The 17,218-nt window shown below is 47.4% G+C and carries 19 protein-coding genes; 7 read left to right on the top strand and 12 right to left on the bottom strand.

What is annotated here, in order from left to right; genetic code table 11:
* The 4 genes from pstA to ACLQ6D_RS15125 form a co-directional block, all read left to right on the top strand.
* A partial coding sequence (pstA, locus tag ACLQ6D_RS15140) for a phosphate ABC transporter permease PstA (protein WP_411728145.1) occupies nucleotides 1-986 on the top strand: 986 nt, incomplete at its 5' end.
* A 39-nt stretch (nucleotides 987-1,025) separates the two neighbouring features.
* Nucleotides 1,026-1,823 (top strand): phosphate ABC transporter ATP-binding protein PstB, encoded by a 798-nt coding sequence (gene pstB / locus ACLQ6D_RS15135; protein ID WP_411728147.1) that lies wholly within the window; start codon nucleotides 1,026-1,028, stop codon nucleotides 1,821-1,823.
* A gap of 14 nt (nucleotides 1,824-1,837) precedes the next feature.
* The gene (phoU, locus tag ACLQ6D_RS15130) at nucleotides 1,838-2,560 is read left to right on the top strand and encodes a phosphate signaling complex protein PhoU (protein ID WP_411728144.1); all 723 of its coding nucleotides are present in this window, start codon (nucleotides 1,838-1,840) and stop codon (nucleotides 2,558-2,560) included.
* Nucleotides 2,561-2,874: 314 nt separating this feature from the next.
* On the top strand, nucleotides 2,875-3,333 hold the full coding sequence (locus tag ACLQ6D_RS15125; RefSeq protein WP_411728143.1) for an EVE domain-containing protein: 459 nt from the start codon (nucleotides 2,875-2,877) through the stop codon (nucleotides 3,331-3,333).
* Nucleotides 3,334-3,490: 157 nt separating this feature from the next.
* Here ACLQ6D_RS15125 and ACLQ6D_RS15120 read toward each other — a convergent pair whose 3' ends face one another.
* The 11 genes from ACLQ6D_RS15120 to gshB all read right to left on the bottom strand — a co-directional run bounded on the left by ACLQ6D_RS15120 (nucleotide 3,491) and on the right by gshB (nucleotide 13,591).
* Entirely contained in the window at nucleotides 3,491-4,021 is a 531-nt protein-coding gene (locus tag ACLQ6D_RS15120; RefSeq protein ID WP_411728142.1) for a hypothetical protein, read from the bottom strand.
* Between the two features lie 137 nt (nucleotides 4,022-4,158).
* Complete coding sequence (gene xseA / locus ACLQ6D_RS15115; protein ID WP_411728141.1) at nucleotides 4,159-5,496, bottom strand: exodeoxyribonuclease VII large subunit; 1,338 nt, start codon at nucleotides 5,494-5,496, stop codon at nucleotides 4,159-4,161.
* A 36-nt stretch (nucleotides 5,497-5,532) separates the two neighbouring features.
* The gene (locus tag ACLQ6D_RS15110) at nucleotides 5,533-6,045 is read right to left on the bottom strand and encodes a flavin reductase family protein (protein WP_411728140.1); all 513 of its coding nucleotides are present in this window, start codon (nucleotides 6,043-6,045) and stop codon (nucleotides 5,533-5,535) included.
* A 200-nt stretch (nucleotides 6,046-6,245) separates the two neighbouring features.
* Nucleotides 6,246-7,712 carry a lipopolysaccharide biosynthesis protein gene (locus ACLQ6D_RS15105; RefSeq protein WP_411728139.1) on the bottom strand — a complete coding sequence of 489 codons (1,467 nt, stop codon included), beginning with the start codon at nucleotides 7,710-7,712 and terminating at the stop codon, nucleotides 6,246-6,248.
* A gap of 202 nt (nucleotides 7,713-7,914) precedes the next feature.
* Complete coding sequence (locus ACLQ6D_RS15100) at nucleotides 7,915-9,204, bottom strand: dihydroorotase (protein WP_411728138.1); 1,290 nt, start codon at nucleotides 9,202-9,204, stop codon at nucleotides 7,915-7,917.
* A gap of 10 nt (nucleotides 9,205-9,214) precedes the next feature.
* Nucleotides 9,215-10,177, bottom strand: coding sequence for an aspartate carbamoyltransferase catalytic subunit (locus tag ACLQ6D_RS15095; protein WP_411728146.1), 963 nt, complete (start codon nucleotides 10,175-10,177; stop codon nucleotides 9,215-9,217).
* A 2-nt stretch (nucleotides 10,178-10,179) separates the two neighbouring features.
* A complete protein-coding gene (gene pyrR / locus ACLQ6D_RS15090; protein ID WP_411728137.1) occupies nucleotides 10,180-10,698 on the bottom strand; it encodes a bifunctional pyr operon transcriptional regulator/uracil phosphoribosyltransferase PyrR in 519 nt (172 codons plus the stop codon).
* A complete protein-coding gene (gene ruvX / locus ACLQ6D_RS15085; RefSeq protein WP_411728136.1) occupies nucleotides 10,695-11,174 on the bottom strand; it encodes a Holliday junction resolvase RuvX in 480 nt (159 codons plus the stop codon). The genes pyrR and ruvX overlap by 4 nt, the downstream gene beginning before the upstream one ends.
* The gene (locus tag ACLQ6D_RS15080; protein ID WP_411728135.1) at nucleotides 11,167-11,730 is read right to left on the bottom strand and encodes a YqgE/AlgH family protein; all 564 of its coding nucleotides are present in this window, start codon (nucleotides 11,728-11,730) and stop codon (nucleotides 11,167-11,169) included. Before ACLQ6D_RS15080 ends, ruvX begins: the two co-directional genes overlap by 8 nt.
* 35 nt (nucleotides 11,731-11,765) lie before the next feature.
* Nucleotides 11,766-12,647, bottom strand: coding sequence for an energy transducer TonB (locus ACLQ6D_RS15075; RefSeq protein WP_411728134.1), 882 nt, complete (start codon nucleotides 12,645-12,647; stop codon nucleotides 11,766-11,768).
* Complete coding sequence (gene gshB / locus ACLQ6D_RS15070) at nucleotides 12,644-13,591, bottom strand: glutathione synthase (RefSeq protein ID WP_411728133.1); 948 nt, start codon at nucleotides 13,589-13,591, stop codon at nucleotides 12,644-12,646. Before gshB ends, ACLQ6D_RS15075 begins: the two co-directional genes overlap by 4 nt.
* Nucleotides 13,592-13,718: 127 nt before the next feature.
* Here gshB and rpmB point away from each other — a divergent pair, with 127 nt between their 5' ends.
* Nucleotides 13,719-13,955 (top strand): 50S ribosomal protein L28, encoded by a 237-nt coding sequence (rpmB, locus tag ACLQ6D_RS15065; RefSeq protein ID WP_411728132.1) that lies wholly within the window; start codon nucleotides 13,719-13,721, stop codon nucleotides 13,953-13,955.
* A 12-nt stretch (nucleotides 13,956-13,967) separates the two neighbouring features.
* The gene (rpmG, locus tag ACLQ6D_RS15060) at nucleotides 13,968-14,123 is read left to right on the top strand and encodes a 50S ribosomal protein L33 (protein ID WP_411728131.1); all 156 of its coding nucleotides are present in this window, start codon (nucleotides 13,968-13,970) and stop codon (nucleotides 14,121-14,123) included.
* Nucleotides 14,124-14,233: 110 nt separating this feature from the next.
* Here rpmG and ACLQ6D_RS15055 read toward each other — a convergent pair whose 3' ends face one another.
* Nucleotides 14,234-15,571 carry a cyclic nucleotide-binding domain-containing protein gene (locus ACLQ6D_RS15055; protein ID WP_411728130.1) on the bottom strand — a complete coding sequence of 446 codons (1,338 nt, stop codon included), beginning with the start codon at nucleotides 15,569-15,571 and terminating at the stop codon, nucleotides 14,234-14,236.
* 127 nt (nucleotides 15,572-15,698) lie between these two features.
* On the opposite strand from ACLQ6D_RS15055, the gene ACLQ6D_RS15050 reads away from it, so the two are divergent.
* Entirely contained in the window at nucleotides 15,699-17,066 is a 1,368-nt protein-coding gene (locus ACLQ6D_RS15050) for a DegQ family serine endoprotease (RefSeq protein ID WP_411728129.1), read from the top strand.
* Nucleotides 17,067-17,218: the final 152 nt, after the last annotated feature.

Below are 17,218 nucleotides of genomic sequence, written 5' to 3'. Positions count from 1 at the left end.
ACAAAGAGTACCAGGTGCAACTGAGAGCCTTATATCAAAAAAGCAGAAGCGCCAGTCTGGTGGCAAAAACAGACGGTGGCGCTGAAGTGGATATTCCTCTGAACAAAGTAGTCAGGATTTATCAACCGAATAACATGAACATGTTCGATAAAATAGGCCATTATTTCAACAAGCTGGGTGAATTTTTGGCGGATGACCCACGCGAAGCGAACACCGAAGGCGGTATTTTTCCGGCTATCTTCGGTACGGTGATGATGGTGGTTATCATGTCAATTATCGTCACCCCCTTTGGTGTTATCGCGGCGGTTTACCTGCGTGAATATGCTAAACAGGGCTTTACCACACGATTGATCAGGATTGCGGTAAACAATCTGGCGGGTGTTCCCTCTGTGGTATACGGCGTGTTCGGCCTGGGGTTTTTTGTTTATATTCTGGGCGGCAATATCGACCGCTTATTTTATCCAGAAGCCTCACCTGCTCCCGTTTATGGAACGCCAGGAATACTCTGGGCATCCATCACGCTGTCACTGCTGACTTTGCCGGTCGTGATTGTCGCCACCGAAGAAGGCTTGGCACGCATTCCAAAATCCATACGCGAAGGCAGTCTGGCATTGGGCGCCACCAAACTTGAAACCTTATGGCGCACCGTTTTACCCATGGCAAGTCCTGCCATATTGACAGGACTCATCCTGGCGGTTGCCAGGGCGGCGGGTGAAGTGGCGCCATTGATGTTGGTCGGCGTGGTCAAACTGGCGCCCACACTACCTCTGGATGGGAATTACCCTTTTGTCCATTTAGACAGGAAATTCATGCACCTCGGTTTTCATATTTACGATGTCGGTTTTCAAAGCCCTAATGTCGAAGCGGCGCGGCCTTTGGTATATGCAACGGCATTATTGCTGGTCTTGGTGATTGTTGGGCTTAATCTAACCGCGATTGTTATCAGAAACAATTTGCGGGAAAAATATCGGGCATTGGAAGATTAAAAAATGGCAACAGAACAAGGTCGTACCCACGCAATTGACATGAATTCAATTTTACGTGGCCGTGATAATAATCCAGGACAAAACGAGATTTCCATCAAGATAGAAAATCTCAACCTGTATTATGGGCAAAAGCAAGCCCTGCATAATATCAATATGGAAATACCCAAACAGCGGGTGACGGCCTATATAGGGCCTAGCGGTTGTGGGAAATCAACACTGCTGCGTTGCATTAACCGCATGAACGACCTGGTGGACAGCGCAAAAATCAACGGCAAGATCCTGCTGGATAATGAAAATATCTATGATAAATCGGTCAACGTAGCGGCATTACGGCGGCGCGTGGGGATGGTATTCCAAAAACCCAACCCCTTCCCGAAATCGATTTTTGAAAATGTTGCCTATGGCCTACGCATACAAGGTGTCAACGACAAGCGAACCCTGGATGAGACCGTTGAAAATGCCTTGCGGAGTGCTGCGCTTTGGGACGAGATGAAAGACCGGCTTAATGATAATGCCTTAGGCATTTCCGGAGGGCAACAGCAACGTTTGGTCATTGCCAGGGCGATTGCCATAGAACCCGAGGTGTTGTTACTTGATGAACCCGCATCGGCATTAGACCCTATTTCAACACTAAAAATTGAAGAACTGATTAACGCGCTCAAAGAAAAATATACCATCGTTATCGTTACGCACAATATGCAACAGGCCGCACGGGTTTCCGACTATACTGCATTCATGTACATGGGGGAGTTGATTGAAATAGACAACACCAGCCAATTATTCACCAACCCCAAAAAGAAACAGACCGAAGACTACATCACCGGCAGGTACGGTTAATCAGGAGAACGCAGATGGACAACACCAACATAGGGCACCATATCTCTGGACAATTCAACAAGGAACTCGAAGATATTCGCAACCATGTATTAACTATGGGGGGCATGGTTGAGGAGCAGATCGAGCTGGCAATTAAGGCTTTTACCACTACCGACCAGGAATTGGCGGAACAGGTTATCAAGAAGGATAACCAAATTGATGCCCTGGAAATAGCGCTAGACCGGGAATGTATGCAGATTTTAGCGCTGCGTCAGCCTACTGCTTTCGATTTAAGGTTATTGTTGACCGTACTTAAAATCATTAATGAGCTGGAACGGGTCGGCGACCTCGCCGAACATATTGCCAAAATGGCAATTTATCTATCGGATATGGAAGGCAACAAGAACGACCCCCCGTATTATGAAATACAGCACATGGCAGATTTGGTCAAGGATATGTTGCATGACGCATTGGACGCATTTGCCCGAATGACTATCGAGCAAGTATCGGCAATAACCGGCAAAGATGAAAACGTAGACCGGGAATATGCCAGCATCATAAGGCAACAGATAACGTATATGATGGAAGACCCCCGAAATATTACCCGGACTCTCAATGTCCTGTGGACCGTGCGCTCACTGGAACGGATTGGCGACCATGCCTGCAACATTTGTGAGCATCTGGTCTACATGATTAAGGGCGAAGATGTCCGTCATATTAGCCATGCGGAATTGGAAAGAAAATTAAAGGGTGAATAAACGACTGACATTCTGAAAATCAGTGACTGTCAGATTAGCTTTGAACCAAGAAATATCAAGGCATTGTACAATCACCCAAATCTGTAGGGGCAGGCCTTGTGCCTGCCCAGGCAACCCCTTGTGGTTATCAGGGAAGCCCTGTGGTTCAGGGAAACCCCGTGGTTATCCGGGCAACCACAAGGGATTGCCCCTACGGTAGCGCGGAAACATCAAATCTAACTGATTCTTAGGATTATTTACGCTTCCTCACCAACTATCACCCAGTAGGAATAGGTTATTTTTACAAGTTCTCATAAATGAAATATGGAGACGGCATGAATTACTGGCTAATGAAATCAGAGCCGGAAGCATTCAGTATCAATGATCTCATCAACAGGCCGAACCAAACCGAACATTGGGATGGGGTGCGCAATTATCAGGCGCGGAATATGATGCGGGATGCAATGAAGCGGGGCGATCAGGTATTCTTTTATCATTCCAACTGCGCTGAACCCGGTATCGTCGGGATTATGGAAGTGGTCAGGGAAGGCTATCCCGATTCTCTTGCTTTTGACCCTCACGATAAACACTTCGATCCTAAAAGCGACCCTGCCAAACCTACTTGGATGATGGTGGATGTCAAATACATCAAGACCTTATCCCGCACCATTACCTTGACCGAACTCAAACAAAAACAGGAACTTTCCGATCTGTCTTTGGTAAGACGCGGTACCCGCTTATCCATAATGCCAGTCAGCAAGGAGCAGTGGGATTTTATTCTTTCGTTGGAATAATGAGGGCTTGGCAAGTAGCCGAGATGAAGTGTAACGGACTTGAAGAATATATGTCCGTACGGCGGATTAGCCGCGCAACATACGCGATCTATCCGTTTTGATAGTGTTATGGGCTCGGCGTAATACGCCCTTGAGCTTAACTGAAAAAAGGGAACAGCTAAGCCAAGAGGCTTTGTGTACCCATCGCTTTTTCAATCTCACTAAATAATTGTTTTTCGTTGGCGCTGAAACGTTCACCGCCGAAACCCAGGAAGCTGCCTTCGGTGGTTGTCATGGCCACTTTTTCCGCAATAGACATCGCCCATTGCCTGTATTCCGTTGCTTCTTGAGGGGTTGCCTTGGCTATCAGCAATGCAGCCACTGCCTTACAATCTTCCACAGCTTCCGCTTGAAATTTCTCGGCAGAGTTAACGCCCTTGGCTTTCATACGCGCCACGCCCCAATCACGAACTTTTTTCATTTTATCCATAGCATCCGAAGCACCGCCCTGAACATTGGGCAATACCGCCTGAATCAGCGCGTTGTTGGGATAATCTTTAATACCGGCCATAACGGCTTGTGCGTTGGCGAACATTTCTTTTCCTGTGCCAAACAGTCCGCTGCTGCCAGCAAACGCCATCGCAGCACCGATGATGTGAGGGGTGTTGGCTAGCAAGTTCAATTCTTCTTCGGTGTAATTCAGGCTCATAGATTATCTCCCTTTAGGTTGGTTAAAAAGCCATTATCCAGTCAATTGCCGGAAACGGTCAGTTGGTATTCTAGCCTCAAAGCTCATGAGAGCCAAGAAATACTCTGTGTCTACCAAAGCTGTCTTGCCTCAGTTGTTTACTCTTTAAACAACTCATCAACCTGACTGGTAAAATGCCCTTTTGCGAGCTGGGTTATTACGCTGTCACCAGGCTTTAATTGGTCGATAGCCCTGATGATTTGCCCAGAAGCCTGCCCGGTAACCAGCGCGTAACCTCGGCTTAAGGTAGCCAAAGGACTCACCGCATGTAAGGTTTGGCTGGCGTTAAGTAAACGCTGGTTTAATTGTTTAAGGCGAGTGTTTACAGCGGTGATAAGGCGTTCGCTTAAATAAGTTTGCTGTTGCTGATTCCGACGGACAGTTGACATTGGCGAGTGTTGCCATAACCGGGCTATTGTGGTTTCAATGATATGCTGATCGTGAGCCAACCTAAGCTGGGCCGCTTTTTTTAACCTGATTTCCAGTTCATCCAGCCGTTGCTGGTTGCGGGTCAGTTTTTGCTTGGGATGTTGTTGTTGCAAACGTCCGGTTAACCAGTCGATTTTTTGTTGTTGCTGCCTAAGTAACCGTTGCAGGTGTTGTTGCAACCGCGCTTCTAATTCATTGAATTTATTTAGCCACTGCTGTTGATCTGGCGTGGCGTGTTCGGCTGCCGCAGACGGTGTTGCGGCACGCAGGTCGGCAACAAAATCGGCAATCGTCACATCGGTTTCATGGCCGACACCGGAAATAACCGGAATTTGACTGGCATATATTGCCCTGACAACCATTTCCTCATTAAACGCCCACAGGTCTTCCAGTGAGCCTCCACCCCGTGCAAGAATGAGCACATCGCATTGTTTAAGCGTGTTAGCCGTGCCTATCGCCTTTGAAATCTCGTATTTGGCATTTTCGCCTTGCACGGCAACCGGATAGATGATGACGGGGACGGCAGCAAAACGCCGTCGCAACACCGTCAGAATATCCCGGATGGCGGCACCCGATGGTGAGGTGATGATGCCTATCGTTTTGGGCAGGATAGGCAGGTTTTTTTTGTGCGCTGACGAGAACAGCCCCTCTTCCGATAATTTTAGTTTGAGTGCATCAAACGCCCTGCGTAATAAGCCATTGCCCGCTTCCTCCATGTATTCAACGATAAGCTGGTAATCGCCCCTGGGTTCGTACAGGCTGACCTGTGCCTTGACGACAACCTGTTTGCCGTTTTTCGGCTTGAACGGCTGTTTGCGTTGATGACCACGGAACATCGCACAACGTACTTGGGCATTGGCGTCTTTTAGCGAGAAATAACAATGCCCGGATGAGGGGATGCTTAGATTTGAAATTTCCCCTTCGACAAAAATCGACAAAAAATGCTCGCCGAGTAACTGCCCGGTTTCTCGGTTAAGCTGGCTGACCGTATAAATTTGTTGCGGCACTGAAAAATACGAATAAAGGTTGGCGATAAGTGAAAACTAATCCACAGAAGCGGTGTTTTCGCTCAGGCTATCTGCAAGTTGCCGATAATTGCCACGAAAATACAACAAAGGTTCGCCCGACCGGCAATTAGAGGCAAGAACCTCGCCAATAATGATCCAGTGCGTACCGGCACGAACCTTTTCCATGACCTTACATTCCAGCGACATTAGGCTCTCGTTCAGGATCGGTACACCTGTGGTGCCAACATGCCATGCGGTATTTGCAAACCGTTCTTCCTGGCTGCTGCCACCGGAAAATTGATTGGAAACGTCCTGCTGCCGGTCATTCAAAATATTCACGGCAAAGCGTTGATTTTCATCAATCCCTTCTCCGGTATCCACCGATTGGTTAAGGCACACCAAAATTTGCGGCGGCTCGGCGGAAACGCTGGAGAACGCGGTCACTGTCATGCCACGGACACCAAATTTTTCCGATTGTGAGGTGACCACAGCAACTCCGCTAGCCCACAGTTGCATGGCCTTTTTAAATTCTTCCGAACCTACCGTCATTCATTGCTCCAGTAATTGTTGGCGCTTGAGGGATACCGTTTACTTTGGCAGGGAAACTACGAACTCAGGCACATGCGTTAGTTGCGAGCAATATGGTACAACACCCATGAGGTGCTGGGTAATTATTGCTAACAGAAAAGTGAAATAAGATGTACCGAGGCACGAGGCGCATCAATCGCGAACGATGCGCTTCCCTTCGTTCAGCACTTCATTTGACGACTTTCAAAAAGCCCAGCAATCAGCAAATAAAGCATCAACAACGCCCCCGCCAACAAAACAGGCGGCCAAAAAGCAATCGCCTGTAATTGCAAATTAGCCTGATAAAGTCCTAACCCCAAGACTATATATGCCAAAATCCTAAGAACATCATAATTGACCGGATAATAAATCCGGCCAAGCACATAAGACACCAAAGCCATACCAGAATAGCCGATCAGGTGCGCCCAGGCGGAACCTGTGTAACCGTAGATGGGAATCCACCTGATATTCAAGTAAATCGTCAGCGCCGCCGCGCATAAGGACACGAACGCGCCGATCAAGGTGCGGTCAGTCAGTTTGTACCAGATGGACAGGTTGACATAGATGCCCAGGAACAAATTGGCTAGCAGCAATATTGGCACTACATCCAATCCTGAACGGAATTCTGGCCCTACAAAGTATTTAAAGAAATCAATGAATAAGGTGACCAGTAAAAAGATAAAGACGCAGAAAACCACGAAATACCGCAGCACTTTCGCATAAATGATCCGGGCATCGGTATTTCCCGCATAGGAAAAGAAAAATGGTTCGGCGGCAAACCGGAAAGCTTGAATGAATAAGGACATCAAAATGGACAATTTGTAACAAGCGCCGTATATTCCCAACATTTTCATGTTGGTCGATAAATCGTATGGTAGCAATTGTTTGAGGAGAACGCGGTCAAGCATTTCGTTGATGATGCCTGCAAATCCTATTACCACCATCGGTAGGGAATAGCGGAGCATACGGCTGAATAAGGATTTATCGAATCCCCAACGTAGGCCCAACAATTGCGGCGTTAGCATTATAAATTTGCACACGCTGGCTATCAGGTTAGCAATAAAGATGTAGCCCACGCCGATAGCCGGGTCGTAGAATTTAACAATCAAGGGATAGGTTTTATCGGCGTAGAGTTTGGGGCAATACTTGATAAAAAACAGGCTTAATCCTATTGTAATCAAAATTTCAATAATCTTGATGCCGACAAATCGAAAGGCTTTATTTTCTGCGCGAAGCCGGGCAAACGGTATTGACGAGATGGAATCCAGGATCAGTATCAAGCTAAAACAAAGGACGTACTCGGGATGTTCCGAATAATGTAAAAGATTAGATAGCCAGGGGTTAATCGACAAAATCAGTAGAAAAAAACCCAGGTTCACCAACAGGATAAACCATAAAGCCGTTGCGTAAGCCTTATCGCCGCCTATCAGCCCTTTGTCACGAAAACGGAAATAGCCGGTATCAAACCCGAACAGCAGCACCACGGAAAAAAACCCGGCATAAGCGTAGAACTCCGCCACCACCCCGTATTCCTCGGCAGAGAAATAATAGGTGTACAGCGGCACCAACAGGTAATTGAGGAAACGCCCGAAGATACTGCTAAGCCCATAGATAGCCGTTTGTGAGGCAAGTTTTCTGATGATACCCATTTGTGTTTAGATGTATCGTGAAGTTGGCAATTCTAGGAGTGGTTTGTCAGTGTCAAACGCGGCAGGCGTAACAATTAGGCTGCTCCGTACGTCACAAAAAAATTAATCACAGAGGACACGAAGAGCACGAAGAAAATAATTGTATTATTCCATACCTTTGAGAGCTTCGTGTCCTCTGTGTTCTTCGTGGTTATCCCTTAATTTATGCAAAAGCAACCTGACTGTAAATAACCTTACCTGCTTGCAGTGTATGGCTTACCCGGCCTTTAAAAACCTGTCCCCAAAACGGCGTATTGACTCCCTGGCTACGCCAGTTTTCCGAATTAACCTGCCAATCTTGCACAGGATCGAAAATACAGATATCGGCGGCAAAACCGGGCGTTAAAGCGCCACTGTCAAGCTGTAGTATCTGCGCGGGCTTTTGGGTTAGCGCGGCGATGCCTTGTTCTAAAGTTATGGCTTGTTGGTTTACCAGCTTAAGCATTAAAGGCAGCACGGTTTCCAAGGATGAAATACCAGGTTCTGTTTCTGGGAAAGCGCCCAGTTTGGCAACAAGATCGTGCGGTTGATGATCGGAGCAAATACAGTCGATAGTTCCGCTAGACAAGCCTACACGCAGGGATTCTTGATCCTGTTTCGAACGGAAGGGCGGCTGGACGTGATAGGCGCTATCGAAAGGGATAATATCGTCCTCAGTCAGGTGTAGCTGGTGGATAGCGACATCGGCGCTAACTGCCAAGCCATATTTTTTGGCTTGATAGAGTTTGATCACTGAACGTCTGCTGCTTAACTGGCCGAAGTGTACCCGGCAACCGGTCAACTCGGCCAGTTCCAGGCATTGTGCCAAAGCGATAGTTTCGGCGGCATCGGGAATACTGGGCAGGCCGTAACGGGTGGAAAGTACGCCTTCATGGACGCAACCGTTATTTGCCAGCCAGACATCGTTAGGCCGGTAGATAAACAACAGCTCATGGCTGGCGGCATATTCCATTGCCCGCCTGAGTATCAGCAGGTTTTTCACGGGCTGATTGGCATTACTGACTGCCACACACCCTGCCTGTTTCAACGCTTGCATTGCGCTTAATTCTGTCCCTTCCAGTTTTTGGGTGAGTGCGGCTATCGGCAAAATTTGTTGATAGCCGCATTTTTCTGCCTGATCTTTTATAAGCTCGGCAACAGCACGGGCATCGATAACGGGAATTGTGTCTGGCTGTAAGCACAGCGTGGTAATACCTGCTGCGGCTGCGGCGGCTGTTTCACTGGCGAAAGTGGCTTTGCGGCTTTGTCCTGGTTCACGTAGCCTTGTGCTTAAGTCGATAAAGCCTGGACAGACAATTTGATTTCTAGCATCAATCACTTTGTCCGCCCTAAAACCAGCGGGTTCATGCGTTACGGAACTGATTTTGCCATCAATAACATAGACAGAGCCGATATGGTCTATCTTGTTGGCAGGGTCGATAATCCTGCAGTCATTGATGTGTATATGAGCCATCACCATTACGTCACGTAGCTCTCTGCTTTTGCATAGCCATCGCCATGATCGCCATGCGTATGGCAATGCCGTTACTCACTTGTTTGAGGATGACCGATTGCGGGCCATCCGCCACTTTTGAATCGATTTCCACGCCCCTGTTAATAGGCCCTGGATGCATCACAATCGCATCGGGCTTTGCAATTTTCAGCCTATCTTCGGTAAGCCCAAAACATTTGAAATATTCGGTTTCACTGGGTAACAACGCGGCACTCATCCGTTCTTTTTGCAGCCGCAGCATGATAATCACATCAATATCTTTCAGGCCGTCGGCGAGGCTGTGCGAAACTGTGACACCCATTGTTTCAACCTGCGCTGGCAGCAAAGTTTTGGGCGCAATGACCCGGACTTCGGCGACACCCAAAGTATTCAGCGCTTGAATATCTGAACGGGCAACCCGGGAATGCAAGATGTCGCCAACAACGGCGACTCTCAAGCTTGAGAAATCTTTTTTTATCTGGCGTATGGTAAACATGTCCAGCATGGCCTGGGTGGGATGGGCGTGTTGGCCGTCACCGGCATTGATGACGCTGATATGGGGGGCGGTATGCTGGGCAATAAAGTGCGCTGCGCCGCTGATGCCATGACGGACAACGAACATGTCAACATACATCGCTTCCAGATTTCGGATGGTATCCAGCAGGCTTTCGCCTTTGGAGGTTGATGAGGTCGCAATGCTCATGCTCAACACGTCCGCTGACAAGCGTTTGGCTGCAAGCTCAAAAGTGGTGCGCGTACGCGTACTGTTTTCAAAAAACAAATTGACGATACTTTTGCCGCGCAGAAGAGGTATTTTTTTAATCCGCTGGTCGGTCATGCCGACAAAGGACTCCGCCAAATCCAGGATTTCTATCAGTATCTGTTTGTCCAGCCCTTCAATGGTCAGAAAGTGTTTAAGTTTGCCCTCTAAATTTAATTGCAGGTTTTTGGACATCACTACGCAGCCGCATCAACAGTTTGTATTTCAATAGCCAGGGGTTCAGGGCCGGTCAGCTTTATGCGTTGGCCCGCATCTAATGTGATACTAATACCAACACAATCAGGGCTGATAGGCATTTGCTTGCCGTCACGTTCTATCAACACCGCCAATAAAACCTGTCTTGGACGGCCATAATCGAAAATCTCATTCAACGCGGCACGAATGGTCCGCCCGGTATAAAAAACATCATCAACCAGGATTATGTTGCGGCCTTCAACCTGTGCCGGTAACTGGCTGGGTTTTACGTTGGGATTGACCCCGATTTGCGAAAAATCATCGCGGTAAAATGAAATATCCAGTAATCCCAAGGGTTGCTTGATGGCTAAACGCTGGTACAGCTTTTCGGCGATCCATACCCCGCCGGTACGGATGCCTATCATCAAGGGATCAGTCAATTGCCTTTCGGCAATGGCCTGTTTTAATTTCGTTTCCAGCGTGTCCAGCAAACCAGAAACGTCGAGTCTGTTAACGGTCATTTTAATGTATTGTCATTAAGCCAAGTCTGCAAAATAAGCTGCGCCGCCAGTTGGTCCTGGACTGCCCACAATTTTGTTGCGCTTACGTTAACCTCTTCAAATAACAATTGCTTGGCTTCAAATGTGGATAAGGCTTCATCCTGCTGATATACTGGCAAATGGTATCTGCCTTCCAGTTGCCGACAAAATTTTAACATACGCGGTGTAATGAGGTTATCTGAGCCATCGCTTTGTCTGGAAATGCCAACGACTAGACCAGCAGGCCGCCATTCCTTGACGAGTTTGCCTATACTTTCCCAATCCGGATTTTGGTTGATTGAACGTAAGGTCTGTAGCGGATTTGCGATGCCTGTCAATAAATGTCCGACCGCAACCCCTGTTTTTTTACTACCGAAGTCAAAGCCCAAATAGGTCTCGTCTAGCGTTTTGATTTGTAATGGGTCTGGTCTCACAGGGTAACCCACAGTGTCAGCCATGACCTGCCGGCGTGGTCAACTGATTAATATTAATGCCTATTTGGCTGGCTGCGGCATTCCAGCGCTGGCTTACTGGGGTACCAAACAGGATTTGTTTGGCACAGGGCGTATTTAACCAGGAATTACTTAATATTTCTTTTTCCAGTTGCCCTTCACTCCACCCCGCATAACCCAGGGCAACCAAGTACTGTTCGGGGCCTTCCCCGGCCGCAATGGCCTCTATCACATCGCGGGACGTTGTCAGGGAAATGTCTTCCGAAACCGGCAACGTCATATCCCACCCCCCGCAAGCGGTATGCACCACGAACCCCCTATCCTGCTGCACCGGCCCACCCGCAAACACCGGAGTTTCCGCTGCTGCCAAGGAGCTGACGGGAATCTCCATTTGTTTAAATATTTCACCCAGTTTCATCTCGGCAGACCGGTTAATCACAATCCCCAAAGCGCCTTCCTTGGTGTGCTGGCACAAGAAAGTGACCGTATGATGAAACATAGGGTCTATCAAGCCGGGCATGGCAATTATGAATTGATTATTGAGGTAGTTTTCTTTGCTCATTTTGGAGTATCCGATTTCGCTGATGGTAGATACTATTATGGCGTAGTCATTCCCGATTCATCGGAAAATTTCCATTTTCTGGTGATGACCAAAACATTTAGCTCCTTGAGCAGGTCGCTGGGCAACGCCGGGAAAGGGGCGCTCATCTTGACAATTCTTTTCGCCGCTTCATCAAGTTCGGGGTAACCCGAAGACTGGGATATGCGCATACTGTAAATATTGCCATCCGCTTTTATCCCGACATCCATGGTCAATGCACCCGAAAAATTTTTCTTTGCAGCGATTGCGGGATAATTCAAATTCCCCGTGCGTTCGACTTTTCGCTCCCAGTCTTTTACATATTGCGCCGCAACATATTGATGGGCGCTTACGGAATTAGCAAATTTTATTTTAGCCTGATCGGAACTTTGTTGTTTGAGCCTGATTTCAGCCCCGTATTGCGTGATCTGCTGCTGTATGGCTTCCGCAGTCAACTGCGGACGCTTTTCTGTATCATCTGTAGTCTCAGGCCGCTTTTCAGTAGCGACTTTCGTGGTCGCATTTTCCTGTGTGATGAGTTTCTGTTTGGCTTTAGGTTCTGCTTGTTCCTGTTCGCTTTTATCTTCCTGTTTGTTTTGACTGTTACCTAGGCTGGCAATCCTTTGCGCAGGCGGTTGGGGCTTATGAAGTTTTTCGCCAGCGCCAACCTGATTATCCTGCGCTAAAAACTTTGCTTTTTTAGGTGCCTTTTTGGCGGGCGTATAGACCAGGGTAACATCAATCGAACGACTGTTTTGGACAGGTGGATTAGGTTCGCTAAAACGGATGCCAAGCACAACAATCATGTGCACAATAACTGCAACAAATAAGGCGACTAATAACCGGTCATTGTTAGCCACAGAACTCGTTGAATTGAAAACCGATTGATTCGCCATCATTTCAGGGCTATTTCAATATAATCCATCAACTGGCCGCTAATGTTCAGGCCAAACTGTTTGTCCAATTCCTGGACGCACGTTGGACTGGTGACATTGATTTCGGTCAGGGTGTTCCCAATGACATCCAAACCCACAAAAGCCAGGCCTCTCTCCCGCAGCGTTGGCCCTACCTGTCCGGCAATCCAGCGGTCTTGCTCGGTCAGCGGCCTGCCCTCGCCAGTACCCCCAGCCGCCAGATTACCCCGGCTTTCGCCTTTTGCGGGTATCCGTGCTAGGCAATAAGGGATTGGCTCCCCATTAACCATCAATATGCGTTTGTCGCCGTCTTTTATTTCTGGTAGATATTTTTGCGCCATCACAGAACGGCTGTTGTGCTGGGTCATCGTTTCCAAGATCACGCTCAGGTTAGGGTCGCCTTCACGGATATAAAAAATGGATACTCCGCCCATGCCGTCTAATGGTTTGACAATAATTTCACCCAGTTCATGCAAAAAATCCTTAATTCTATGCGAATCCCTGGTAACTAAGGTTTCAGTGCAGCATTGCGGAAACCACGTCGTAAACAGCTTTTCATTCGCATCACGCAAGGACTGCGGTTTGTTGATAACATACACGCCAGCGTTTTCAGCCCGTTCCAGCAGATAGGTCGCATAGAGATATTCCTGGTCGAACGGCGGGTCTTTTCGCATAATGATAACATCAAGTGTGTCCAGCGCCATGTCCTGTTCGGCAACAAACCGGAACCATTGTTCTTCATCACGTTGCACCACTAGTGTCCGGGTTTTGGCGTAGGCCTTACCGTTCCTTAGATAAAGACTGGCTAGTTCCATATAGTGTAGTTCCCAGCCTCTGGCCTGGGCTTCGAGTAATATGGCGAAGCTGGTGTCTTTTTTAATGTTGATGCGGTCGATGGGATCCATGACCATGCCGAACTTTATTGGCATTGCTGTCTTTCCATAATGATTTGAGTGATTGTTCGCTTCATTTTATAGATTGTTATTTACCTTGAAAAGAATTTTTGGTATAAAGAAGGGCTAAATTTGAATCCAGGCACCCAGCTAGAGGCTAATCATGTCCAGAGTATGTCAAGTAACAGGCAAACACCCTGTTGTAGGTAATAACGTATCACACGCTAACAATAGAACTAAAAGACGCTTTCTCCCCAACCTGCAACACCACAGATTTTGGGTTGAAAGTGAAAACCGTTGGGTTCGCCTAAGGGTATCAACCAAAGGTATGCGAATCATCGACAAAAAAGGCATAGACGCTGTTCTGGCGGATTTGCGTAAAAACGGCACGATAGCTTAAGAGGACTGAACAATGCGCGATAAAATCAAACTCATTTCTAGCGAAGGCACCGGCCACTTTTACACCACCACAAAAAACAAGAAAACGATGCCGGAAAAAATGGAAATCAAAAAATTCGATCCTGTTGTCCGTAAGCACGTTATCTACAAAGAAGGCAAAATCAAATAATTGCTATTTGTGGAAAGGCATACCTGACCTCAATACTTAGCCGGAACCCTTAACCAGAGGTTGCAGCATAACCTGCTCTACTTTGATTGGTGTTCATATTGACCAGTCTGCTATTGCCGCTTTGTGAACCTATTCAAGATTTCTTTCAGTTTTTCTAGTTGCTGAGTAAGAACGCTACAATCGTTTTCGGCTTGTTCTTTTTCGGCCTGTAGTTTTAGATTTCTTTCCTCAAGATCGCGATTACATTGGGCTAACCTTTCGTTTTCAGCTTTTAACGTTTCAAACTGGGTTTCAAATCCGAAAGCTGTCGTATCTGAATTATCATCCTTATCCGCAATAACATTATTGGACTGGTCGGGCGAGGATGTGTCTTGTCGATTAATGTCGGGATTGGTGACTCCCGTTTCGGTATCAGATTCTTCAATACCCATGCCACCCTTCAATACCGTGGCATTGAATCGGTTCTTTACCAACAAAAACGCCGCTGCCCCGCTCACTTTGCCGTTGGCGCAGGCCACAATAACCTGTTTCCCCCTGGGTATTTCCGCTATCCGCATCCTTAGCGACAACAACGGTATGTTGGCGCTACCGTCAAGATTATGGTTTTCGTAATCGCGCTGTGGGCGGACATCCACCAATACAGCCCCATTCACTAGCGCATCCGGCATGTCTTCATGGGAGATAAATGTGAGTGTTGGCCCTTTGATTTGCGTCAAAAAATGTTTTTTCTCCAGTTGAATCAAGCTGACATCGGAAAGTGCAGTTATCGTTTCCTGAGCTGGATAATTGGTAATCAAATATTCTTCGCCGAAACTTTCACCAGCGCCTAGCCTAATCTCGCCTCCCTCCTCCAATGAGTTACGGGAAAGCAGGCATTGGCCTTTTGTTATGATGAAGAAATGATCTACCACGCTACCGTTAGCAATAATGATATCACCTTCGGAATAATAGGCGGTTTTCAACGAGATAAGAATTTTCTGTAGATTGGCAGGCGGCAGGGATTGAAAAAGTGGCAACCGCAATAACGCCGTCATCCAATCGTCAGAATCTTCACCTGACTCTTCGATAATGGTATAACTTTGGTCTTCCCGGTAAACGGCAGGTGGCGGATTGTTAACGACGTATGCATCTAACCGGACAATACGCGCCACCCCATTAGCCACTGCGTCAATTTTTCTTGGAATTTGATGGGCCAAAGCAAATATGGCGGATTCACTTTCTGAGGTAATCACCTCAACGACTAGCCTTTCGGACTGAAGCGTAACACTGCCATTTAACAGGTAGACCAAATGAGTATCCGTATCCCCTTTTTTGAATATCGCCCCGTCTTGAACTTGCTCCACCGTTATATTCATGCACAATTCTGCAAATGCAGCGCTTGGAAAAGTCGCCAGGGGCACTAATGTGCGGAGGATGCGGCTCTCTTCAGAATTGGTATGAACTGCCATTGGACACTCTACTTAATTGGACAAATTGATTCCGCCGTCAGGATAAAATGCGGACTGCACACCTTGTATTAAACGTTTTTAAACCTATATTGTCTACCAACCACGTTTAATAAACCCTGGAACGACCATGACAACCACAAAATTAGTCAAACCGCTGATTTTTCTTAGCCTTTTATCCATTTTTCTTTTTTTTAGCTCACTGTGTCTTGCGATCGGATTGCCAACATTCACCGAAAACCAGGCAATACCTTCTTTGGCGCCCATGCTGGAACGCAGTATGCCGGCAGTCGTCAATATTTCTACGTCAACTAATATTGAGACAGCACAGCTTCCGCTAATGCAGGATCCTTTCTTCCGGCATTTTTTTAATGTCCCCAATCAATCGCGTAAACAACAAAAAAACAGCTTAGGTTCTGGTGTTATTATAGACAGCGATCAAGGTTATGTGTTGACCAATAACCATGTGATTGATAAAGCCGATAAAATCATGGTCACCTTAAACGATGGCCGCCAGCTTAATGCCGACTTGATCGGCTCAGATCCTGAAGCTGATGTTGCGATTATCCGCATTCCTGCGGACCATTTAACCGAACTTCCGATTGCGGACTCCAGTCAACTCAAAGTCGGCGATTTTGTGGTCGCCATTGGCAACCCTTTCGGCTTGGGGCAAACGGTAACGTCGGGGATTGTCAGCGCTTTGGGCCGTTCGGGACTAGGCATTGAAGGTTACGAAGACTTTATCCAAACTGACGCTTCCATCAACCCAGGCAATTCGGGCGGTGCCCTAGTCAACTTGCGGGGTGAGTTCGTGGGCATGAACACCGCTATCTTGGCGCCTAGCGGCGGTAATGTCGGCATCGGCTTTGCTATTCCAGCCAATATGGTGATGACCATCAAGGAGTCCCTGGTCAAACACGGTGAAGTCCGCAGGGGGTTGTTGGGTGTCACGACCCAGGATTTAACGCCTGAATTAGTCAAAGCGTTCAATCTAAAAGATATACAAGGCGCCGCGATCAGCCGTATCGAAAATAACTCCCCTGCCGAGAAAGCGGGACTGGCGTTAGGTGATATTGTGGTCTCCGCAAACGGCAAACCAATCAAAAACAGCCATGAGCTACGCAATATCATCGGTTTGCTGCAAATAGGCGACAAGGTAAGCTTGGAATACTATCGCGGTGATGAAAAAAAGGACACCACTGCCGTCATTGGAAAACAAGAACGCGCACAGCAAGCTGGAGATAGGCTCCATCCAAGATTGCAAGGCACGTTCCTCAGTAACACCCAACGAGATCAGGTTGAGGGGATCGTCATTGAAAAAATCAACTCGGCTTCCTATGCCTGGAAAATCGGCTTACGTCCGGGCGACGTTATCGTGTCGGCAAACCAATACCGAGTGCGTAATCTGGATGAACTGAAGCAGGCAATTGATGCAGATTCGGGTTTGCTCATCAATATTCAACGTGGGCAAGAAGCTTTCCTCGTGATGTTAAAATAGGTTAAGAGCTTATCCGAAAATAACCTGATAAATTCTATATAGTTGTGAAAGAATTGCAATCAATTGCTTTACTAAAGGTTGCCATTCGTTGAAAAGACCACAAAGCCGGAAAGTTCCCGATGCTTTTTGGGTGCGCGTGGAGCGGCTGACAC

Origin of the sequence: Methyloglobulus sp. (assembly GCF_046714055.1) — a bacterium.
Classification (GTDB): Bacteria; Pseudomonadota; Gammaproteobacteria; order Methylococcales; family Methylomonadaceae; genus Methyloglobulus.
The sequence above is the reverse complement of the archived record's forward strand: the minus strand, read 5'-3'. Positions and strand labels throughout refer to the sequence as shown.

What these genes read in the sequence shown, in the direction of transcription:
- pstB (WP_411728147.1), top strand. Translation starts at nt 1,026, where the DNA reads ATGAATTCAATTTTACGTGGCCGTGATAATAATCCAGGACAAAACGAG.
- phoU (WP_411728144.1), top strand. Translation starts at nt 1,838, where the DNA reads ATGGACAACACCAACATAGGGCACCATATCTCTGGACAATTCAACAAG.
- ACLQ6D_RS15125 (WP_411728143.1), top strand. Translation starts at nt 2,875, where the DNA reads ATGAATTACTGGCTAATGAAATCAGAGCCGGAAGCATTCAGTATCAAT.
- ACLQ6D_RS15120 (WP_411728142.1), bottom strand. Translation starts at nt 4,021, where the DNA reads ATGAGCCTGAATTACACCGAAGAAGAATTGAACTTGCTAGCCAACACC.
- ACLQ6D_RS15110 (WP_411728140.1), bottom strand. Translation starts at nt 6,045, where the DNA reads ATGACGGTAGGTTCGGAAGAATTTAAAAAGGCCATGCAACTGTGGGCT.
- ACLQ6D_RS15105 (WP_411728139.1), bottom strand. Translation starts at nt 7,712, where the DNA reads ATGGGTATCATCAGAAAACTTGCCTCACAAACGGCTATCTATGGGCTT.
- ACLQ6D_RS15100 (WP_411728138.1), bottom strand. Translation starts at nt 9,204, where the DNA reads ATGGCTCATATACACATCAATGACTGCAGGATTATCGACCCTGCCAAC.
- ACLQ6D_RS15095 (WP_411728146.1), bottom strand. Translation starts at nt 10,177, where the DNA reads ATGTCCAAAAACCTGCAATTAAATTTAGAGGGCAAACTTAAACACTTT.
- pyrR (WP_411728137.1), bottom strand. Translation starts at nt 10,698, where the DNA reads ATGACCGTTAACAGACTCGACGTTTCTGGTTTGCTGGACACGCTGGAA.
- ruvX (WP_411728136.1), bottom strand. Translation starts at nt 11,174, where the DNA reads ATGGCTGACACTGTGGGTTACCCTGTGAGACCAGACCCATTACAAATC.
- ACLQ6D_RS15080 (WP_411728135.1), bottom strand. Translation starts at nt 11,730, where the DNA reads ATGAGCAAAGAAAACTACCTCAATAATCAATTCATAATTGCCATGCCC.
- ACLQ6D_RS15075 (WP_411728134.1), bottom strand. Translation starts at nt 12,647, where the DNA reads ATGATGGCGAATCAATCGGTTTTCAATTCAACGAGTTCTGTGGCTAAC.
- gshB (WP_411728133.1), bottom strand. Translation starts at nt 13,591, where the DNA reads ATGCCAATAAAGTTCGGCATGGTCATGGATCCCATCGACCGCATCAAC.
- rpmB (WP_411728132.1), top strand. Translation starts at nt 13,719, where the DNA reads ATGTCCAGAGTATGTCAAGTAACAGGCAAACACCCTGTTGTAGGTAAT.
- rpmG (WP_411728131.1), top strand. Translation starts at nt 13,968, where the DNA reads ATGCGCGATAAAATCAAACTCATTTCTAGCGAAGGCACCGGCCACTTT.
- ACLQ6D_RS15055 (WP_411728130.1), bottom strand. Translation starts at nt 15,571, where the DNA reads ATGGCAGTTCATACCAATTCTGAAGAGAGCCGCATCCTCCGCACATTA.
- ACLQ6D_RS15050 (WP_411728129.1), top strand. Translation starts at nt 15,699, where the DNA reads ATGACAACCACAAAATTAGTCAAACCGCTGATTTTTCTTAGCCTTTTA.